Genomic DNA, 20,356 nt, shown 5'->3' on the forward strand with positions numbered 1-20,356 from the left:
GGGATGGCTGAGAATCAAAAGATTCTAGTGTGTGCAGGGACAGGTTGTGCTTCTTCAGGAGCACTTCCGATCATTGATATTTTAAAAGAGGAAATAAAGCGTCAAGGACTGGAAGAGACCGTAACTATTGTCGGGACAGGATGCCAAGGATTCTGTGAAAAAGGACCAACTATTGTAATCGAACCTCAACATGTCCTTTATACTCGGGTTCAAGGAGAAGATATTGCAGAAATCGTTGCTTCGGATGTTATGAAAGGTGAAAGGGTTGAACGTTTATTATTATTAGATACAGAAACTCAAAAACCTGTGACTAAAATGTCCGACATCCGATTTTTCGCCAAACAACATCGAATTGTCCTGAAAAACTGCGGGGTTATTGATCCCCAGCGTATTCAAGATTATACGGCTCGCGACGGTTATAAAGCCCTTGAAAAGGTGCTTAAAGAGATGAAACCGAACGAAGTCATTGAAGAAGTTAAAAAATCGGGATTGCGTGGACGAGGCGGTGCAGGATTCCCGACAGGTTTAAAATGGAGTTTCTGTCAACAAACGCCGAGTGACAAAAAATATATTATTTGTAATGCCGATGAAGGAGATCCGGGGGCCTTCATGGATCGCAGCGTTCTTGAAGGAGATCCGCATTCCGTTATTGAAGGAATGCTCATCGGAGCTTTTGCAATGGGTGTTGATGAAGGATATGTTTATTGCCGTGCGGAATACCCTTTAGCTATTAAACATCTCAGTATAGCCATTAAGCAGGCTGAAGAAGCAGGTTTTTTGGGAGACAATATTCTTAATTCCGGCTTCAATTTTCGCTTAAAAGTATTCGCCGGTGCAGGAGCCTTTGTCTGCGGTGAAGAGACTGCGCTGATGGCTTCCATCGAGGGCAAGCGAGGAATGCCGCGTGTTCGTCCGCCCTTTCCGGCTGTGAGTGGTTTGTGGGGGAAACCGACAAATATTAATAACGTTGAAACCTGGTCAAATATTCCGCACATCATTCGCCATGGAGCAGAGTGGTATGCTCAATTTGGAACGGAAAAGAGTAAAGGGACGAAAATTTTCGCTCTGACCGGAAAAGTAAACAATACAGGTTTGGTTGAAGTTCCAATGGGAACAACCTTACGGGAGATTATCTTTGATATTGGGGGCGGAATTCAGAACGGCAAAGCCTTCAAGGCTGTGCAGATTGGTGGGCCCTCAGGCGGATGCTTGCCTGAGAACATGCTCGATCTATCCGTTGATTATGAAACCTTGACTAATGCCGGGGCGATGGTCGGTTCGGGCGGACTCGTGATTATGGATGAGACGACGTGTATGGTCGACATTGCCCGTTTCTTCGTAAACTTTTCCCAGAAAGAATCTTGTGGTAAATGTACCCCCTGCCGCGAAGGCAATAAGCGGATGTACGATATTCTGGACAAAATCACGAAAGGCGAAGGGAAAATCGAAGATCTCGACACCTTAGAAAATCTAGCCTTGACGATCAAAGAAACATCCCTCTGCGGCTTAGGCCAGAATGCCCCAAATCCTGTTTTGGCAACCCTTAAATATTTCAGACATGAGTTTGAAGCCCATATTTTAGAGCATAAATGCCCCGCACATGTCTGTTCAGCGTTACTGAGCTATGCTATTGATGCCGATAAGTGTAAAAAATGCGGCCTTTGTGCTAAAAACTGTCCGGCTAACTGCATCAAAGGCGATAAAAATACTCCATATGTTATTAACCAAGATGAATGTATTAAGTGCGGTACTTGTCTGGATAAATGTAAGTTCGGAGCAGTCACCCGTTCGTAGGTTGAGTTTGCGTTGACAATATTGCTATGGTTATAGATATACTGAGAGGAGTGAAACACTTTGGAGTGGTTTACAATAACTATTGACGGCCGTGAAGTAAGCGTTCCCAAAGGAACGACTGTGCTGGAAGCCTGCCGCATGAACAATATCCCAATTCCTACGTTGTGTCATGATCCTGAACTTACCCCTTCTGGTGCCTGCCGTTTATGTGTGGTTCAAATTGAAGGAATGAGAAATCTCCCTCCCTCTTGTGTCACCCAAGTGGCGCAAGGCATGAAAATTGAGACGCAAAATCCGAAGGTTCGCGCTGCACGTAAAACCATTTTAGAATTATTAGTTGCCAATCATCCTTTAGATTGTATGACCTGTGAAAAAATGGGGAATTGTTCTTTAGCAGAATATGCTTATGAGTATGGAGTAAAAGGTGACGTTTTCGCAGGAGAAAAACGCGACCTTCCCGTGGATGATGCAAATCCTTTCATAATTAGAGATCCTAATAAATGTATCTTGTGCGGGAAATGTATCAAGGCTTGTACAGAAATCCAAGGAAAAAGCAGGTTAGACTTTTCCTTCCGCGGCTTTAACACTCAGGTAGGTCCCGCCTATAATATACCCCTCAACGAATCGGATTGTGATTTTTGCGGTTCTTGTGTTTCAGTATGCCCTGTGGGTGCACTGACAGAAAAACAAATGGCTGGGAAAGGACGTCCTTGGGAAGTCACTAAGGTTCAAACGACTTGTCCGTTTTGTGGTGTGGGATGTAACTTTGACCTGAATGTTAAAGATGGTAAGGTCATTGGTGTGACATCGAATCCGCAAGCTCCTGTAAATGGCAAGGCCCTTTGTGTAAAAGGTCGTTTTGGCATGGATATGATTTATAGTTCCAGACGCATAACGACCCCGCTTATTCGCAAGGATGGTGTTTTAGTTCCAGCGGAATGGGATGAGGCTTTAGATTTAGTGGCCTCGAAATTTCGTGAAATTAAGGATGCTTATGGGGCTAATGCTCTTGCAGCTTTAAGTTCAGCACACTGTACTAATGAAGAAAATTATTTAATGCAAAAATTTATGCGCGCGGTGATCGGAACCAATAATGTTGATCACTGCGCCAGGACCTGACACGCTCCCACAGTGGCCGGTCTGGCCACCTCATTTGGCTCAGGTGCTATGACGAATTCTATCAACGAAATTCCAAATGCTGAGGTTATGTTTGTCATTGGTTCCAATACAACGGAGGCTCATCCGGTTATTGGGACGAAGATGAGGCAAGCGTTAGCTAAAGGCGCAAAACTAATTGTAATAGACCCACGCTGCATTGACTTGGCTGAACAGGCAGATGTTTGGTTAAGACTTCGTCCAGGGACGGATATTGCGCTGGTTAACGGGATTATGCACATTATTCTTGCCAAGGGATGGGAAGATCGTAAGTTCATTGCAGAACGTACGGAAGGTTTTGAAAAACTCAAAGAAACCGTTGAAAAATATACCCCCGAGTTCACCAGTCAGATTACCGGTGTACCGGCAGAACAACTTGAGGAAGCAGCAAGGATTTATGCAACCGCTGAACGGGCACAGATTTTCTATACCTTAGGGATTACTGAGCACTCCTGCGGAACAGATAATGTTTTGAGTCTGGCCAACCTTGCCATGCTTACCGGGCATATGGGTAAGGAATCAACAGGAGTTAATCCGCTGCGCGGGCAAAATAACGTTCAGGGTGCCTGCGACATGGGAGCTCTGCCTAATGTTTATTCCGGTTACCAACAGGTTAGCAACCCAGAGGTGAGAGCAAAGTTTGAAGCTGCTTGGGGAGTTCCCCTTGATCCGAATCCGGGCTTTATGATTCCTGATATGTTTGATGCTGCGGTGAATAAACAACTGCGTGCTTTGTATATCATGGGCGAAGATCCTGTAATGACAGATGCGGATGCCAATCATGTCCGTAAAGGCTTAAAAGCTCTGGACTTCCTCGTTGTGCAGGAAATTTTCCTCTCGGAAACAGCATTGCTGGCTGATGTTGTCCTGCCAGGCGCTAGTTTTGCTGAAAAAACAGGAACCGTTACTAACACCGAGCGGCGGGTTCAGATGGTAAATCAGGCCATAAAACCCTTAGGGAATGCTAAGACTGATGGCGAAATTATCTGCGAACTGGCAAATCGAATGGGTTATCCTTTCCCCTACGCATCGTCCGCAGAAGTTATGGAAGAGATTGCCCAGTTGACACCTCAATTTGCCGGAATATCCCATCAGCGTCTGGGAACTCAAGGCCTGCAATGGCCGGTCCCAACTGCGGATCATCCTGGGACTAAGTTCTTGCATGAAGGAAAGTTTAATAGAGGCAAAGGGCTTTTCGTTCCTTGTGAAAATCAGCTGCCTCATGAACAACCTGACGGAGAATATCCACTCCTCCTCAACACAGGACGGAAACTTTCCCATTACAATGTATTTACGCAAAGTTCAGAGGGGTTAATTAAGAACTCTCCGGAAGAATTGGCAGAGCTCAACCCTGAAGATGCTAAGCAAATGGGAATCGACGATGGTGACGTTGTAAAAGTAGCCTCTCGCCGCGGAGAACTTAATACGAAGGTTAAGGTAACTGATCGGGTCCCTGCGGGCATGCTCTTTATGACTCTTCACTATGCCGGATCACCGACCAATGTTTTAACGAACGGGGCTTACGACAAAGTCACTAAGACCTATGAGTACAAGGTCTGTGGTGTAAAAGTTTCAAAACTCTAGTAAATACTAAAGGGGCTTTCGTATTTGGCGAAGGCCCCTTTTCAATTTATTATTAGCACAAGGAGGCTTGAGAAATTGATACTTTATGACACTATAAAACAGCTTCCTACTAAGCTCGAGGCGACCGGAGTTTTGCTGGCCGGAGGAAAAAGTTCGCGCATGAAGAAGAATAAAGCTTTCTTGGAATTAGAAGGTAAGCCTCTTGTGGAACGTACTTTAGAAGTTTTGAATAAGACCTTTTCCGAGGTCTTAATTAGCAGTAATGAGCCGGAACTTTATAAGAACTATAATTTTTCGGTTATTCAAGATGAGTATCGTAATCAAGGACCATTAGCAGGACTTTATCAGGGCTTGAAAGCTGCAGGCTACCCCTCTGTTTTTTTTGTTGCTTGTGACATGCCTTTTCTGCAAGGAGAGCTCATTCGTTTTCTGTTTCGTTGGGCACCCGAATATGAGGTCGTAGTTCCTCGATTTCGGTCAGTAATACATCCCCTCCATGCTTTTTATCATCGGAACAGCCTGCCGGCAATAAAAAAAAATCTTGAGGCCGGTCGCCTCAAGATTACCGATTTATTTTCGGCATGTTCTGTGAAATATGTAGAGGAAAATGAACTGACGAATTTTTCGGGTTTAGACGATGTTTTTTGTAATGTGAATACTCCGGAGGAATGGTCAAATATCTTTAAACGATAACTCGTTCGGGACAGGTATATATATTCAAGCGCTGTTCCCGTGCAAAGCCAATGACAGTAATGTTTAAGGCAGCGGCTTGGGATAACGCCATATCAGTTGGGGCGCCACGAGCGATAAGAATGGGAACTTTCATTTTAGCAACTTTTAAAAGAATTTCAGAAGATACTCGGCCGCTAAAGAAAATAACATGGTTTTCAAGCTGTAATCCGGAGCGAAAGGCACTACCGTTTAATTTGTCAAAAACATTATGGCGGCCGATGTCGTAACTTGTTAAGACCACTTCGCCTTGATACCCTACACCGCCGCTGTGGACTCCTCCGGTTGCTTGAAAAAGCGGAAGATGGTTCTGTAAAAAACCAGCGTATTTGTATGCTTCTTCAAGAGAAATACTATACGTTGAGGCGAGTGGCTTAACCATAAGCACATCGTTAGCGAAGCAAAATGAAGCTCGGCTTTTTCCACAGCAAGCTGATACAAATCGTTTGCTCATAAGTTCTTTTTGCAAAAGGCAAGGCTTACCTTCTACCCAAACTAGATGATCAGTGGGGTCCTGGCGGAGTTCATAGACATCATTAGGAGTTTGGATAAAGCCCTCATTGAGTAAAAAGCCTAAGGTGAGTTCTTCAGTCTGTGAAGGAGAACATAAAAGGGTGGCGATTTCTTCTCGGTTATAGTGAACGGTCAAGGGAATTTCTTGTACTACACAGTCTTCAACCTCTTCAAGCCGAAGGCCGTTGGCTTTTAAAATGGTATGAGTTACTATTTCCTTTGTCATGTATACCTCCTCGTACCCTGGTAACTTTAGTTTACAATAGTTTAAGACAGATCTAAATATATTTTTTTCTTAAATCTAATACTGCAATACATGAAGGATTTTTTTTTCTTATATCGAAAAGAATAAGGTATACTTAATACAGTGCACTTGTTTAGCTAAAGTTGAACATTGGGACTTCGGTGGAGTCTCACTACTGGATAATTATTCCGGTTCAACATCATATAACGGTTAGCTTGTGTGTTTTTATGTATGAAGATTCAAAAAAATTATGAACGCTCCGAAGCTGGCTTTCCTAAGGCAAATGCTATGGTAACCAGACAAGTGTCGTGAGACACTCGGGTATTGCAGGAAACTGTAATATCTCCCATTGGAAAGGAGTCTGTTGACAGGAGGAAATAATCCCCCGGTTGTTTACAGACCGTGGTTTTTTTTATTTGCACTAAAAAGAGGGGGATTTTATGCAGGATCAATTTCAAAGACAAATTGATTATCTAAGGATTTCCATAACTGATCGTTGTAATCTCCGCTGTAAGTATTGCATGCCAAGTCAAGGCGTACCGTGGATGCCCCATGAGGACATCTTGAGCTTTGAAGAAATTCTTCGCTTGATGAGGCTTAGTACGCAGCTGGGATTTCATCGTTTTCGCATTACCGGGGGAGAACCGCTTGTCCGCAGAGGAATTATAGATTTTCTTCGTAAAGCGGCACAAATTCCCGGGATTGATGACTTGATGCTTACCACCAATGGGATATTACTTTCTGAAGCAGCCTTCGATTTAAAAGCAGCAGGTGTAAGGCGTGTAAATATTAGTTTGGATACAATGAATCCTGAGCGGTTTGCTGAGATTACACGCGGCGGAGATGTTTCGAAGGTGATTCAAGGAATTTTTCGCTCCCTTGAAGCCGGGCTGAAGCCGGTCAAAGTTAATGTTGTTGTTGTTCGTGATTTTAATACTCAAGAGTTGCCGACTTTTTTAACATTAGCCAAACAGTATCCTATTCATATTCGTTTCATAGAACTCATGCCGATTGGCTCAAGTTCTGAAAGACGGAGTGATTTTGTTCCTATTCAAGAGATGAAAGAATTGTTAGGACTTAAGCAATATGTTCCTGCAAAGGAGATTCTAGGCGGAGGGCCGGCAGAATATTTTCAACTCCGTGACTATAAAGGAAACGTAGGCTTTATTAGCGCTTTGAGCCGTCATTTTTGCAGTACCTGTAATCGCATCCGTTTAACACCTGACGGCAAACTCAGGCCGTGTTTGCATAATAAGTTGGAAATTGATTTAAGAGAAGCCTTACGAAATGGCAGTACAGATCAGGAATTGTTAGATATCTTTGCCCAAGCAGTATGGTGTAAGCCTGCGGAGCATCATATGAATGAGGAAGCTCTGCAAGGTCAGCGTATTATGTCTCAAATCGGAGGTTAGAGAATGGAAGATTTAACCCATTTTGATGAACAAGGTCGCGCTCGAATGGTCGATGTCAGCGATAAAAGTGAAACCTTCCGCGTTGCTGTAGCTCATGGAAATGTCCAGATGAAGCAAGAGACTTTAGCTCGAATTCGCAGTGGGGGAATTGCTAAAGGGGATGTCTTGGCAGTTGCTCAGGTTGCAGGGATTATGGCTGCCAAAAAGACGTCTCTGCTGATTCCAATGTGTCATCCATTGGGAATTACAGGTGCCAAACTGAGTTTCAATTTGAAAGACCCGGGGGAAGTTGAGATTGAAGCGGTTGTAAAAGTTCAAGGAAAAACAGGAGTTGAAATGGAGGCACTGACGGCAGTGAGTATTGCCGCCTTAACCATTTATGATATGTGTAAAGCTATTGATAAATCCATGACGATTGGAGAAATATATTTAGTAGAAAAACAGGGCGGCAAAAGCGGTCATTATGTGCGCTGATCAAAGGCAAGAATAAGAGATACAGTGAACAATAGGACCCACCCCCACTTATAGAAGTGGGGATCTTGAAAACTGGATAATAAGCTAAACAATAAATGTCATATGGTTCAGTTTCTATTTATTAAGAGCAAGTAAAGGTAAACTCGGGGAAAGAATGGTGATGAAGGTGGGTAAAATTGTTGCAGTCTGCGTTAGTGAGCGAAAAGGAATGCGTAAAAAAAATATTGGTAAGGGAATTTTAAAGGTCGGTTTTGGACTAGAAGGCGATGCTCATGGCGGAAATTGGCACCGAATGGTCAGTTTGTTAGGTATGGAAAGTATCAAGACCATGCAGGACAAAGGGCTGGACGTTGGCCCAGGAGATTTTGCCGAGAACTTAACGACGGAAGGGTTGGAATTATATTCGCTTCCCATCGGCACAAAGTTAAAAATAGGTGCAACAAGTGTTGGAGAAGTAACCCAAATCGGCAAAGAATGTCACTCTAAATGCGCAATCTACTATCAAGCGGGAGATTGTGTCATGCCCAAGGAAGGGATTTTTATTCGTTTACTGGAAGGTGGAGCGGTTCGTGTAGGAGATACAATTGAGGTGATAGAATAGTGGTAAGGGTTGGGATAATTACAGCAAGTGATAAAGGATCACGCGGAGAACGAGAAGATCATTCAGGTCCAGTCCTAAAAGAGCTGGTTCGAGAAATGGGCTGGGAAGTTATTGAATATGCAGTGCTTCCTGATGATCAATTGCTCCTTGAAAAAACCCTGCGTTTGTGGGCTGATGAAATGAACTTGGATTTGATATTGACGACCGGCGGAACTGGGTTTTCCCTGCGAGATGTCACGCCTGAAGCAACAATGGCGGTCGCTGATCGGTTAGTACCGGGCATAGCGGAAGTGATGCGCCATGAAAGTTTAAAAGCGACTCCAAAAGCGATGTTAAGCAGGGCTGTCTCTGTAATCAGAAAGAGAACTCTTATTATTAATATGCCTGGAAGTCCTAAAGCTGTTCGCGAATGTTTTACAGCGATTTCTTCTGCTTTGCCGCACGGTATTCAAATTCTCAAGGGAGAAGCAAGCGAATGTGCCACTCCCGATAAAAAGATAACTTAGTGAACTAGAGTACGGGGGACCCGCTCCCACTTGAAGAAGTGGGAGTCTTACGATTGGATAAATAATGACTTATAGTTAAGGGCTTGCACACTTTTGTGAAAGCTCTTTATCTTTATCTCTTTGCTTGTCACTCTTGTCCAGGGGTTAGCGTATGATATTACAGAGGTGGCTTGAAAGGTGATGATAACAATGACAAAAGCCATTGCGTTTGTTGATTACGAAAATATCTGGACAAGTTTGCTTGAACGAGGTTATGAATTGACACCGGAACAGTTAGTTCAATATTTACAAACTTACGCTCAAAAAAACACCTTGGATTTACAAGCTATTTATTTGTACGCTAATTTTGATCGTGAAGAATTTTGGCGTACGCAAACAACCTTTGAGAAGACAAATGTCTTTACAAGACATGTATTTAGTAAGAATAATTATGCCAGTACCGGCTTGCGTCGTAATGCTGCTGATTTGGAACTGATGCTGGAAGCCCAAGAAATTTTGCTCACACGAACAGCGACCTTCGATTTGTTTTTATTAATTACAGGTGATGGAGATTTCCTTTCCCTTTTACGCAAAATCAGAGCTTGGGGTAAAGATGTACAAGTTATTGGGGTAGGCGGCAGTATCCATCATTCTTTGCAGCCATATTGCGAAGAGGACGACCTTTTAGAATGGGTGTTTCATGAGAACCCGGAAGCAGAGTATCAACCGCAAACGGATTTAGAGCGGGGGGTTCAAATTATTGGCTCGCTGCAAATCCGATTACCTTATGTGGCTTCAACAAAGGCAAGAGCAGCCTTAGCTGAACTTTTAGGGCGCTCTATTCCTCAAGTCAAAGAGTTGATTCGGTATTTGTTGAAGGAAAATATGCTTTCTGAGAAGGAGCATCTGGACAGTAATTTGAAAATAGGTAAAACTAAGATTTACCTTCTTAACCAAAAACACAAGAAAGTTAGGGAAGCCCTTGGGCCAATGCTTGATGAAGTAAGCCAACGCCAATTAAAACTAATTTCGGAGGAGTAGATGAATAAAATGGTAATAATATGGAAACTATAGTTTCTAGTGATTTAAAGGCCTTCGAGCAAGTTCTAAGCTGTATAATCAAACGGCCTATATAGTAAAATGGAGAAAATGTGATATATTTTAGGTACAAGAGTATATTTGGCTAATTGGGGGGGTTGCTTTCCGCTGTCCCCTTGCATATTATTATAGTGATATTGTTAGCACTCAATAAAGCCGAGTGCTAACAAATTATAAAATAACAAATAACATTAAGGAGGGTCTTTTCTTCATGAACATTAAACCTCTCGCAGATCGGGTAGTCATTAAAGCGCTCCCGATGGAAGAAAAAACAAAGAGCGGAATCATTATGCCAGATACGGCTAAAGAGAAACCGCAAGAAGGCGAAGTTGTGGCTGTAGGACCTGGCAAAATGGAAAAAGGGACTCGCATTGCACTTGATGTTAAACCAGGTGATAGAGTCATTTATTCTAAGTATGCAGGTACTGAAGTTAAGTATGATGGTGAAGACTACCTAATTTTAAAAGAAGCAGATATCCTGGCTGTTCTCGGTTAATTAATTAACATTTACTTAAGGAGTGAATAACGTGGCAAAGCAAATAGTTTTTAATCAAGATGCTCGACATGCTTTAGAGCGTGGTGTAAATGCTCTCGCAGAAGCTGTTCGTGTTACTCTCGGACCTAAAGGCCGTAATGTTGTATTAGATAAAAAATTCGGATCTCCCTTAATCACTAATGATGGAGTTACTATCGCCCGTGACATTGAACTCGAGGATCCGTTTGAAAATATGGGTGCTCAACTTGTTAAAGAAGTCGCTACAAAAACTAACGACGTTGCCGGTGACGGAACAACGACCGCAACCGTTTTAGCCCAAGCCATCATTAGAGAAGGTTTAAAGAATGTCGCAGCCGGCGCCAATCCTATGGGAATTAAGCGTGGTATTGAGCAAGCAATTGAGCTTGTTGTTGCAGACATTAAAGCCAATGCTAAACTTGTAGAAACAAGCGAAGCTATTGCCCAAGTTGCCTCAATTTCTGCCAGTGATAAAACAATTGGCAGCTTAATTGCTGAAGCTATGGAAAAAGTAGGCAAGGACGGAGTTATCACCGTTGAAGAAGCTAAGGGCATGACGACTGAGTTAGAAGTTGTTGAGGGTATGCAATTTGACCGCGGCTACATTTCGGCTTATATGGTTACTGATACCGAAAAAATGGAAGCGGTGCTCAACGATCCTTACATCCTGATTACCGATAAGAAAATCAGCTCAATTCAAGATGTTCTGCCTGTACTTGAAAAAGTCGTACAAGCAGGCCGCCAACTGTTGATCATTGCAGAAGATATTGACGGAGAAGCTTTGGCAACCCTCATTGTTAATAAATTAAAAGGCACTTTCGTTTGTGTTGGTGTTAAAGCCCCTGGCTTCGGTGACCGCCGCAAAGCTATGCTGGAAGATATCGCCGTACTTACTGGCGGAACAGTTATTACTGAAGATCTTGGCCTGAAACTGGAAAATACTACTGTCGAGATGCTTGGACGTACACGTCAAGTTCGCGTTACTAAAGAAAACTCCACTATCGTGGAAGGTGCCGGTGACGTCGAGGATATTAAGAAACGTGTTGAAGCAATCAAGAGACAAATTGATGAGACCACTTCAGACTTTGACCGCGAAAAACTCCAAGAACGCTTAGCAAAATTATCCGGCGGCGTTGCTGTAATTCAAGTCGGTGCAGCTACTGAAACTGAAATGAAAGAAAAGAAACTTCGAATCGAAGATGCTTTAGCTGCTACGCGTGCTGCCGTTGAAGAAGGTATTGTTGCCGGAGGCGGTACAACCTTGATTGATGCTATCAGCGCTTTAGATAAACTCGAACTGACAGGCGATGAAGCAACAGGAGTTATGATTATTCGCCGTGCTTTGGAAGAGCCTCTGCGTCAAATCGCTAACAATGCCGGTCAAGAAGGTTCGGTTGTTGTTGAGAAAGTTCGCTCCTCCAATAGAGGAACCGGTTTCAACGCTGTAACCGAAGTTTATGAAGATATGATCGCAGCCGGTATCGTGGATCCTGCTAAGGTTACACGTTCAGCTCTGCAAAACGCCGGTTCCATCGCTGCAATGCTGCTCACCACTGAGTGCCTGGTCTCTGACCTGCCGTCTAAAGACAATGGTGCTGCTGCTATGGCTGGTATGGGCGGCATGGGTGGCATGGGCGGAATGGGCGGCATGATGTAAGTCAACGCCTGAAACCCTTGTTACAAGCCGATTTAAAGGCTTGAGTCCTCATTGAGAAAATTAGAGGCTTTTCATGAGTTTTCTGAACTTTTGAGAAGCCTCTTTTTTCGTGTTTCATGGCCTTTGTCGTGTGCATATAGACAACTCTTGTTGTTTCGCCATCTTTGTGACCAAGTCGCTCTATGATTTCAGGAAGACTTACATCCGCCTCTGGAGACTGAAAAAATATCTTTTTGGACAAAAATTCTATAATGAGAAAGGCGATGATTAGACAGGTTATGATGGGCAAAACGCATGTCGCCATTGGTTTGGCAGCTGCAACATTCACAGCGCCTATGCTAAGATGGCCAGGGCTCGATAATGGTTTACTAACTTTTGCTGTATCTGCTGGAGCAGTGGTGTTAGGAAGTCTCGCGCCGGACCTTGATCAGCCGGGAAGTATTGCGACCAAAGAAATTGCAGGCCCCTTTGGAAAGAGTCGAATTGCCGCAATGCTGGGGGGTGCGGCCGCAATCTATATCAGCGATAAAATTAATCTTAAGTTCAACGGCTATGATTTTCATCTAGCCATGATGGTAATTGGGATTATTCTATTGATCATGGCTTTTATAAAACATCGTGGCATAACTCATTCCCTGATTGGAATCATTGTCGCTTGGTATGCATTTAACACATTGCAAGGGCTAACCATTTACAAGCACTATGTAGGAATACCTTTAGTTAAGCCGTTTATGGTCGGATACATCGTCCATATTGGAGCAGATTTCTTTTCCGGCGGAATAGCACCCTTGTATCCTATCGTTAAGAAAAGAATCAAGTTCCCAGTCTCCATTAAAACCGGTGGGATTTTAGACAAGTTGCTGATCCGATATCTGGCGCTTTTCCTGGCGATTGTCAGGATGTTGAATATGTCCAATAAGCTTATGGCTTTCGTTGTTAGAAAGGGGTGATCTGTGGGTCCTTCGTTAACTTCAGGTGGTAGAGTCATCCTTCGCCGCTAAGTATTCCTATTGGGAAAGGCGGCTCGGCAATAATGTCCACTGGACATTATTGTATCTGAAGCCCCGATGTTCAGCTTTAGCTGAAACGAGTTCACTTAAAAAAGCCTTTGTTTCCGAGAAAAAATATGAGATGATATAGACCGAAGGTGGGTGATTTAATGGAAGACATTGAGGGCATTGGGGAACCGGATAAAACTGTCTCCGATCGTTTGGCTATCGACAGTTATTTTGTCACTGTAAATGAGTCTGGAAAGTTAAAAAAGATATGGACGTGGATTGCTATAACTTCCTTTTTGATAGGTACGAGTATGTCAATTATAAGTTTTCTTCAGAAGATAAGATAACTATTAAATAATAGTTTTTGCGATGAGCATAAATATAAAACAGCAGCCTTAAAGAACTGTTCCCGTCAAGGGGAGCGCGTCTTAGAGGCTGCTGTTTTATTGTTCTCAGTAGACAATTTTATTCAAAAAACTGGATAAAAGTAATGGTTTGTCCTACAAATTATACCAAATATTTCCATGGATTTGGTATATAGTAATACATAAGAAGAACGCCGCATAAAGATTAAATTGTGTTGGTATTCCCCTGGAATCGTTAACTTGCCAAACACAAACGAAACAGAATTTCAAAAATACATCTGTTAAGGAAGTCATAAATCATGGTTATAATTGAAAACCCCAAAGGCAGTCGAATTGGTCGAATTATTAAGTATTGCTTATTTGCTCTGTTAACTTTGACCATCATCTTATCAAGTGTTCTTGGAGTTCTATATGTGGTATATAAACCTGCTATAGATTCAGCCAAGGAACAAGCAATTATTAAAGTAAGAAATATAGACCAACTAACCTTTAAGAGAGCTGGCAGCACTATGATATTGGATAAGGACAATAAGTCAATTGCCAAGTTAGGTTTAAGCGGTTATAACTATGTAGACCTAACCGATGTATCTAATTATATACCTCAAGGGTATATCGCGGTTGAAGATAAGAACTTCTTTACAGAAGGAGCTTTAGATTATAAAGAAACGATAAAGGCCGGTATATTGTACTTGTTGAACAGAGGTAAAGCAACAGTTGGCGGTTCGACGATCACTCAGCAAGTTGCCAAAAATGTATTGCTTACACAGGAAAGAACGGTTTCGCGCAAGTTAACTGAAATATTCATAGCGTTCGACTTGACAAAGCGATATACGAAAGAGCAAATTATGGAGTTTTATATTAACAATTGTTACTATGGTGAAGGGTGCTATGGAATAGAAAGTGCTGCTCAGTACTTTTTCTCAAAACCCGCTTCTAAGTTAACTTTGGCAGAAGCAGCAACTCTTTGTGGAATGTCTAATAATCCTTCGCTGTTTAACCCTGTTACTAATCCGAAAAAGGCGACACAACGAAGAAATATAGTCCTCAATGCCATGCTGGAGCAAGGAAAAATATCACAAGCTGAGTATGATAAAGCAAAGGATAGTAAGTTAACTCTCACAATTCACAAACCTGTAGCAACACCTGAAAATTATATGACAAGCTACGCTATTGATTGTACAGTGAGGGCGTTGATGGAACAAGATGGCTTCCAATTTAATTATGCATTTAAGACAGACGATGAAAGAAATAATTATGAGTCTGAATATAAAGAAATTTACTCCCGATATGATAAACGAGTCCGCAGCGGTGGGTACACAATTTACACCTCGCTTGATCCTGCCAAACAATCCCTATTGCAATCATCTCTGGATAATGGCTTGCAGGATTTTACGGATATCAATCCTGCAAATAATAAATTTAGTATGCAAGGGGCAGCGGTTTCAATTGATAATAAAACGGGTTATGTAGCAGCAATTGTAGGAGGGAGAGGCGATCAGGATGTGTATAATCGGGCCTTTCTGAGTTATCGGCAACCGGGTTCATCAATTAAACCGTTACTGGATTATGCTCCTGCCTTCGAATTAGGTTATCATCCTCTGTCTCGGATAACTGATCAATATATTCCTAATGGTCCGCGCAACGAAGAAAACCGATACTATGGGCCTGTAAGTATTCGATTGGCAACGGAAATGTCTCTTAATACTGTCGCTTACCAGGTATTGGCAAAAATAAAACCCCAAACGGGGTTGGCCTATTTAGAGGCGATGAGGTATGCGGGGCTTCATCCTGAAGATAACAACCCCATCGCGAGTATTGGAGGGTTCACAGAAGGAGTATCACCTGTTGAGCAAGCCGGGGGCTTCTATACTTTAGCGAACGGCGGAAGGTATGCTCAGCCCAGTTGTGTCACAAAGATTGACAATCTGGGGCAAACGATTTATAAAAACAGCCGAGAAGTGAAAACGATTTATTCACCGGAATCTGCCTATATGATGACCGATATTCTTAAAGGAGTTATCAGTTCGAACTATGGCACTGGGCACAATTTAAAAATTGATGGCCAAATAGTTGCCGGGAAAACTGGTACTACGGAAAACAGTAAAGATGGATGGTTCTGCGGTTATTCATCATATTATACAACCGTTGTATGGTGCGGGTATGATATCCCCAAGGAAGTTGACAATTTGTTCGGCTCTACCTATCCTGGACACATTTGGTTGAACTATATGACCAAGATACATGAAGGTCTCCCAAAAGCAGATTTTCTCCAACCACAGGGAATTGTTTTTAAAACTATTGATTGGCGGGGTAATCCTACCGACTTTGACACAGGAACTCAAGATATGTTTTCTAAAACTTGTTTAGAGAAGGGTTTAGGAGGGCAGATCGGCGTGAACGTGTCGCAGTCTGCAAAAGACGGTTCAAATATAACCAATCGAGTAATAATTCCCAAAGAGAATCAAATTCCCCAACCAACGGACCAGGAGACAAAAGCTGAACAAGATGCCGACGCTGCTCTAGCAGCCCTGGAATCATTAACACCTCAAAGTTCAGCAGAGAATAGGGAAGCTGTTTTTTTAGATGCTCAAAATAAGATAGGAAAAATAAAGGATAAGGATAGACGTTCTTCCTATCTAGATAGAATAAGTGATGTGCAGAGAGTATTGGGTATTGGGGGTTCATATTAACCAAAGAGTTGATAATTTACCGCTTAATGTCTTAAAAAGTTTTTTGGTATGACGCTGGATAAGCGTCTTTCTTATTCTCCAAGAGATATTAACATGATTAGAGTGAGTAATTTGTGCTTTTGGCATTAATTTTTGTGCCATAAGGCACTATTTAAAGGTTTTATATCCGAGTATTATATACTTATTTAAGAAGTAAGCAGACCATGCCAATTGTAACTGCTCTTCGGAACTATAATCAACCTAATCCTCTTGCTCAAATTCGGATGTTAAGGAGATTCGTTGCTTATGAGAAGAAGATAGTAAAGACTATGGAAAATCGGAAATATTTGAGCTTAAGTAAAATTAATGAGGTGATTAGTATGGCAATCGGTTTTAAAATTGATTTTTTGTCCTATCAGGCCAAACATCGCGATTTGTTCCATTCATTTTGCTCTACCATTAGCTACTATCTTGAACCTAGAGGTTGGGGAACAGAATTTCCATATTTACTAATCCACTTCTATAATGGAAAGCTTGATTGGGTTGACGTACCGAAGCTGATAGGTGAGCTTAAAGATATACGTGAAAGATTGAAGTACATAGAAACAACAGATATTATTTTAGATATTGAAGATTTAAGTGAAAGAGGATCGCTGAGGAAAAGAGAATGCAGTAATTACTCCAATTTAGTGAATTGTTTTCTTGTAAATGATGGCCGGGATTTATTTGATCTTTTGTTAAAAACCTTGGAAAACTCATTAATTGAAACTGATAAAGAGATTGCTTAAGAAACCCTTCTTTTTTTATCCAAACGTAAGACCCCCACTTCTTCAAGTGGGGGTGGTTCTTATTTGTTCATTGAAAACAGGAGAATTTTGTTAACGTTTAACCCATAAATCTCCACTTTAGATAAAAAATTGTTTTCGGATAACATTTTCCGAGAAATGTTTTCAGCTAGTTGTTTGCCTTCTGGATCTGGGTAGATATATGTCAGAATTGTAACAGTTTCTCCGTCGACTTGGATATCTTTAATTAAGGGATACCAAGAAGCTGAGGAATATGTATGTTTAATAGTTTCTTTGGCAGTGGCAGAAGATATCATACTAGATGACCCTCTTGTGAGAATGGTGTGCGTAGAAAGTAGGCCTAAAAGCAAAATGCCTATTATAAATAGTATTAAAACTATCTTCTGGATACCTATGGGCTTAGAATACCAGGTTTCTATACTCTTCATAAGACCTCACCCCAATTTCTGCCATTTAAAACAAAAAGCTGCTTTATCCTTAGAATAATTGCCTTTTTGTTAGACGACGGTTCGGAAGCTTGGCGACCATCAGCATTACCTGGAAGGCCCATAGCTTTGCGCCCTTAATTTTCACTAAGTTTGCTTTTGTCACAATATAAGGGGCTGAATAGATTTCGAATAATCTCGAAATACAGCATTTGAAAGAAAATAATGACGATACTTTTACAATAAGTATAGACAATATACGGGTTAAGTCCTAATGGTAATTGTGATCAATTATAGACAGTATAGGTCATTTAGCCAAACCAATGGGCCTATAGTCCTATTTGCAGATTCTAGCTCAATTTTGTTCGAAATTTGGATGTAATTTTGAGTCATGATCACCTTAATGGGAAAAGCATAAACGGTGGGGTGGTATTGGAAAGGGGCGTAGACCAAAATGGTTTCTACGCCCTTTCTAATGGTGAAGTACGGGCAAAGACAATGATGAATTGTGAATAGTAATTTCTAATACATTACATATAATATTTATATTTTTGAGCTTCTCAGAATTTGTTAAGCTAAAAAGGATTGATTTGGAATCGCCTAAAACCAAAGTGTAAAATATGAGAAGGCTGAAAGGACAATTGAGGCAATAAGCATGGCCAAAACCGGCCGCAAGGCCCGGCTGCGTAAATTGGATAAATGAACATTGAGGCCCAGGCCTACCATGGCGGCAGCTAATAAAAACGGACCAATGTCGTTTGAAATTACTGATAAAATATGTTTAGGAATAGGAAAATAGGTACCGATAATACTTGTAATGAGAAATCCAAGTAAAAACCAGGGAAATGGCGCTTTTTTGGCAGTCTCCTGACCATTTTTACGTGTCCAAAGGGAAAGAATAAGACTTAGAGGAATGAGTAAGAAAACTCGACCCAGCTTGGCTAATAAGCCAATCGTTAAGGCTGTTGGTCCTGCCGTTGCCGCAGCCGCAGCAACATGACCAATCTCGTGCAAACTAATTCCGCTCCAAATGCCAAATTGAACTGCTGTAATTGGGAGTATGGGGCGAATCAAAGTGTAGCCAATCGCGAACAGAGTGCCTACTAAGGCGATAATACCTGCTCCGAGGGCTGTATCCTCATCATCGGCGTTAACAATCGGAGAAACGGCAGCAATAGCAGCAGCACCACAAACACCTGTACCGATGCCTAAAAGAAGGGAGAGCATCTTTTCGCCTTTAAAAAGTTTGGCAAAAAGCAATGTCACACTGATTGCAACAATGATGCTTAAGGTGTCATGAATTAGCAGCAGGCCTCCTTGGTTTAAAACAATATCAATGTTGAGCTTAAAACCATAAAGAATAATTGCAAAACGAAGGATCTTATGGGCAGAAAATTGTATTCCGGTGCGGATATCTTCCGGATAACCGAAAACGTTGCGATATAAAACTGCAATCAAGATTGAGGTGAGCATAGCGCCTATTCTGTCAAGGACTGGCAAATCCGAGGCGATTGTGCCGATCCCTGCAATAACAAAGGTAAATAAAATACCCCCGTACAATTTGAATAAATTAGATTTTTGTAAAGTGACCGCTGGAATTTCGATGTTGTGAGACATTTTTTCAACCCTTCCATGCCATGCAAAATTTCCTGAAAGCTTTTTAACCTATTGTTCCGGAACAGGTTCATTGTTAAAGACCTTAATTTCAGGTTTCTGCACTTAAATATAAAGGCTGTAATTTAGACTTACAATCTAGATGTCTAATGTTAAGCATATGGTTATTTAATACGTACATGCATTTTTAAGCGAGGGCATTACTTTTAGGCCTATTGTTAAGGAGGTTATGAGTCTTGATTACGGAATCTCTAAAAGTATTTGTGACAGTTATCGAGCAAAACAGTTTTTCTCGCGCTGCTGAAGAGCTGTTTTTATCCCAGCCAAGCGTCAGTCTCCACATCCGCAACTTGGAAAATGAGTTCGGTGCCAAACTTCTGCATCGCTCTTCAAGGCGTTTAAGTCTTACTCCGGCCGGAGAAGCTTTATTCCGGCATGCCCGAGAGATTCTCAGTCATTATGATCAGGCCAAAAGTGAAATTGATGATCTTCGCCATGTCGTCACAGGAGCTTTGAAAATTGGCGCAAGTTTTACAATCGGTGAATATGTCTTGCCCCGTTTTTTGGCTGAAGTTTCGGAAAATTACCCAAACGTTGAGGTATCAGTAACAATTGCTAATACAGAGGAAATTGCTCAATTGCTCCACCAAAACCAACTGGACATTGGGATTGTCGAAGGTCAAGTGAGCCTTCCCGGCATTGAAGAGGAACCATTTATGCATGATGACATGCTTTTAATTGTTCCGAACGGACATCCTTTAAGCAAGCTTAGCAAAGTTACCCCTGAAGATCTTCAAGATCAGGTTTGGATTTTAAGAGAATCTGGTTCAGGAACACGTTCTTTCACCGATGATCTTTTAAAGTCCTTAGGAGTAAAAATAAACCGTTCTTTTGTCTTCAGCAGCAATGAGGGAGTTAAAGAAGCGGTGATTAATGGTCTTGGGATCACGATTGTATCTCGTCTTGTTGTTCACAAAGAAATAGCGGCTAAGGTAATTAAGACGGTACCGATTAAGACAAAAGAAAAACTCCAGTTTTCTCGCAAATTAAGCATTTTGCATAGCCAAGAACCGGCAAGTTCTAAAGCAGTTGAGGAATTTCTGGAAAAATTAAGATTATTTGAATTGTAGGTATACCTTATATAATTTGTTTCTTTATACAAATGGCGCTAAAATATTTAGGTATAATAACTTAAACATCTGAAAGGAACAACTAAAAA

General features: G+C 41.7%; 18 protein-coding genes and 2 riboswitches. Of the genes, 15 read left to right on the plus strand and 3 right to left on the minus strand.

Annotation, left to right across the window (positions count from 1 at the left end):
* Positions 1-3: 3 nt before the first annotated feature.
* The 3 genes from nuoF (at position 4) to B5771_RS13995 (ending at position 5,226) form a co-directional block, all read left to right on the plus strand.
* The gene (gene nuoF / locus B5771_RS13985; protein ID WP_047810905.1) at positions 4-1,794 is read left to right on the plus strand and encodes an NADH-quinone oxidoreductase subunit NuoF; all 1,791 of its coding nucleotides are present in this window, start codon (positions 4-6) and stop codon (positions 1,792-1,794) included.
* A 60-nt stretch (positions 1,795-1,854) separates the two neighbouring features.
* On the plus strand, positions 1,855-4,533 hold the full coding sequence (gene fdhF, locus B5771_RS13990; protein ID WP_088188088.1) for a formate dehydrogenase subunit alpha: 2,679 nt from the start codon (positions 1,855-1,857) through the stop codon (positions 4,531-4,533).
* Between the two features lie 75 nt (positions 4,534-4,608).
* A complete protein-coding gene (locus B5771_RS13995; RefSeq protein WP_242966845.1) occupies positions 4,609-5,226 on the plus strand; it encodes a molybdenum cofactor guanylyltransferase in 618 nt (205 codons plus the stop codon).
* Here B5771_RS13995 and fdhD read toward each other — a convergent pair.
* Complete coding sequence (fdhD, locus tag B5771_RS14000; RefSeq protein ID WP_088188089.1) at positions 5,216-6,001, minus strand: formate dehydrogenase accessory sulfurtransferase FdhD; 786 nt, start codon at positions 5,999-6,001, stop codon at positions 5,216-5,218. The two genes, B5771_RS13995 and fdhD, sit on opposite strands and share 11 nt — an antisense overlap.
* 263 nt (positions 6,002-6,264) lie before the next feature.
* Positions 6,265-6,395, plus strand: a riboswitch (molybdenum cofactor riboswitch).
* Between the two features lie 64 nt (positions 6,396-6,459).
* On the opposite strand from fdhD, the gene moaA reads away from it, so the two are divergent.
* The 11 genes from moaA (at position 6,460) to B5771_RS14060 (ending at position 17,080) form a co-directional block, all read left to right on the plus strand.
* Entirely contained in the window at positions 6,460-7,431 is a 972-nt protein-coding gene (gene moaA, locus B5771_RS14005; RefSeq protein ID WP_088188090.1) for a GTP 3',8-cyclase MoaA, read from the plus strand.
* Positions 7,432-7,434: 3 nt separating this feature from the next.
* Positions 7,435-7,905: a cyclic pyranopterin monophosphate synthase MoaC gene (moaC, locus tag B5771_RS14010; protein ID WP_047810910.1), complete on the plus strand. Its 471-nt coding sequence runs from the start codon at positions 7,435-7,437 to the stop codon at positions 7,903-7,905.
* Between the two features lie 166 nt (positions 7,906-8,071).
* Positions 8,072-8,506: an MOSC domain-containing protein gene (locus tag B5771_RS14015; RefSeq protein ID WP_088188264.1), complete on the plus strand. Its 435-nt coding sequence runs from the start codon at positions 8,072-8,074 to the stop codon at positions 8,504-8,506.
* The gene (gene mog / locus B5771_RS14020) at positions 8,506-9,012 is read left to right on the plus strand and encodes a molybdopterin adenylyltransferase (RefSeq protein ID WP_088188091.1); all 507 of its coding nucleotides are present in this window, start codon (positions 8,506-8,508) and stop codon (positions 9,010-9,012) included. Before B5771_RS14015 ends, mog begins: the two co-directional genes overlap by 1 nt.
* Before the next feature lie 180 nt (positions 9,013-9,192).
* Positions 9,193-10,032 (plus strand): NYN domain-containing protein, encoded by an 840-nt coding sequence (locus B5771_RS14025; protein ID WP_242966855.1) that lies wholly within the window; start codon positions 9,193-9,195, stop codon positions 10,030-10,032.
* A gap of 268 nt (positions 10,033-10,300) precedes the next feature.
* Positions 10,301-10,585 (plus strand): co-chaperone GroES, encoded by a 285-nt coding sequence (groES, locus tag B5771_RS14030; RefSeq protein WP_047810912.1) that lies wholly within the window; start codon positions 10,301-10,303, stop codon positions 10,583-10,585.
* 31 nt (positions 10,586-10,616) lie between these two features.
* On the plus strand, positions 10,617-12,260 hold the full coding sequence (gene groL, locus B5771_RS14035; RefSeq protein ID WP_088188092.1) for a chaperonin GroEL: 1,644 nt from the start codon (positions 10,617-10,619) through the stop codon (positions 12,258-12,260).
* Positions 12,261-12,523: 263 nt separating this feature from the next.
* Positions 12,524-13,210, plus strand: a complete 687-nt coding sequence (locus tag B5771_RS14045) for a metal-dependent hydrolase (protein ID WP_172408278.1) — start codon at positions 12,524-12,526, stop codon at positions 13,208-13,210.
* Positions 13,211-13,419: 209 nt separating this feature from the next.
* Entirely contained in the window at positions 13,420-13,605 is a 186-nt protein-coding gene (locus B5771_RS14050; protein WP_088188094.1) for a hypothetical protein, read from the plus strand.
* A gap of 317 nt (positions 13,606-13,922) precedes the next feature.
* Entirely contained in the window at positions 13,923-16,313 is a 2,391-nt protein-coding gene (locus tag B5771_RS14055; protein WP_088188095.1) for a transglycosylase domain-containing protein, read from the plus strand.
* Positions 16,314-16,516: 203 nt separating this feature from the next.
* The gene (locus tag B5771_RS14060; RefSeq protein WP_088188096.1) at positions 16,517-17,080 is read left to right on the plus strand and encodes an Imm70 family immunity protein; all 564 of its coding nucleotides are present in this window, start codon (positions 16,517-16,519) and stop codon (positions 17,078-17,080) included.
* A gap of 59 nt (positions 17,081-17,139) precedes the next feature.
* On the opposite strand, the gene B5771_RS14065 is transcribed toward B5771_RS14060, so the two are convergent.
* Both B5771_RS14065 and B5771_RS14070 read right to left on the minus strand, forming a co-directional pair.
* Positions 17,140-17,394, minus strand: a complete 255-nt coding sequence (locus B5771_RS14065) for a hypothetical protein (protein WP_088188097.1) — start codon at positions 17,392-17,394, stop codon at positions 17,140-17,142.
* Positions 17,395-17,606: 212 nt separating this feature from the next.
* Positions 17,607-17,691: riboswitch (cyclic di-GMP riboswitch) on the minus strand.
* 432 nt (positions 17,692-18,123) lie between these two features.
* The gene (locus tag B5771_RS14070) at positions 18,124-19,140 is read right to left on the minus strand and encodes a putative sulfate exporter family transporter (protein WP_088188098.1); all 1,017 of its coding nucleotides are present in this window, start codon (positions 19,138-19,140) and stop codon (positions 18,124-18,126) included.
* A gap of 233 nt (positions 19,141-19,373) precedes the next feature.
* Between B5771_RS14070 and B5771_RS14075 the strand changes: the two genes are divergently transcribed.
* Complete coding sequence (locus B5771_RS14075) at positions 19,374-20,267, plus strand: LysR family transcriptional regulator (RefSeq protein WP_088188099.1); 894 nt, start codon at positions 19,374-19,376, stop codon at positions 20,265-20,267.
* The last annotated feature ends 89 nt before the right edge of the window (positions 20,268-20,356 follow it).

Source organism: Desulfosporosinus sp. FKA (genome assembly GCF_002196785.1).
Lineage (GTDB): Bacteria > Bacillota > Desulfitobacteriia > Desulfitobacteriales > Desulfitobacteriaceae > Desulfosporosinus > Desulfosporosinus acididurans.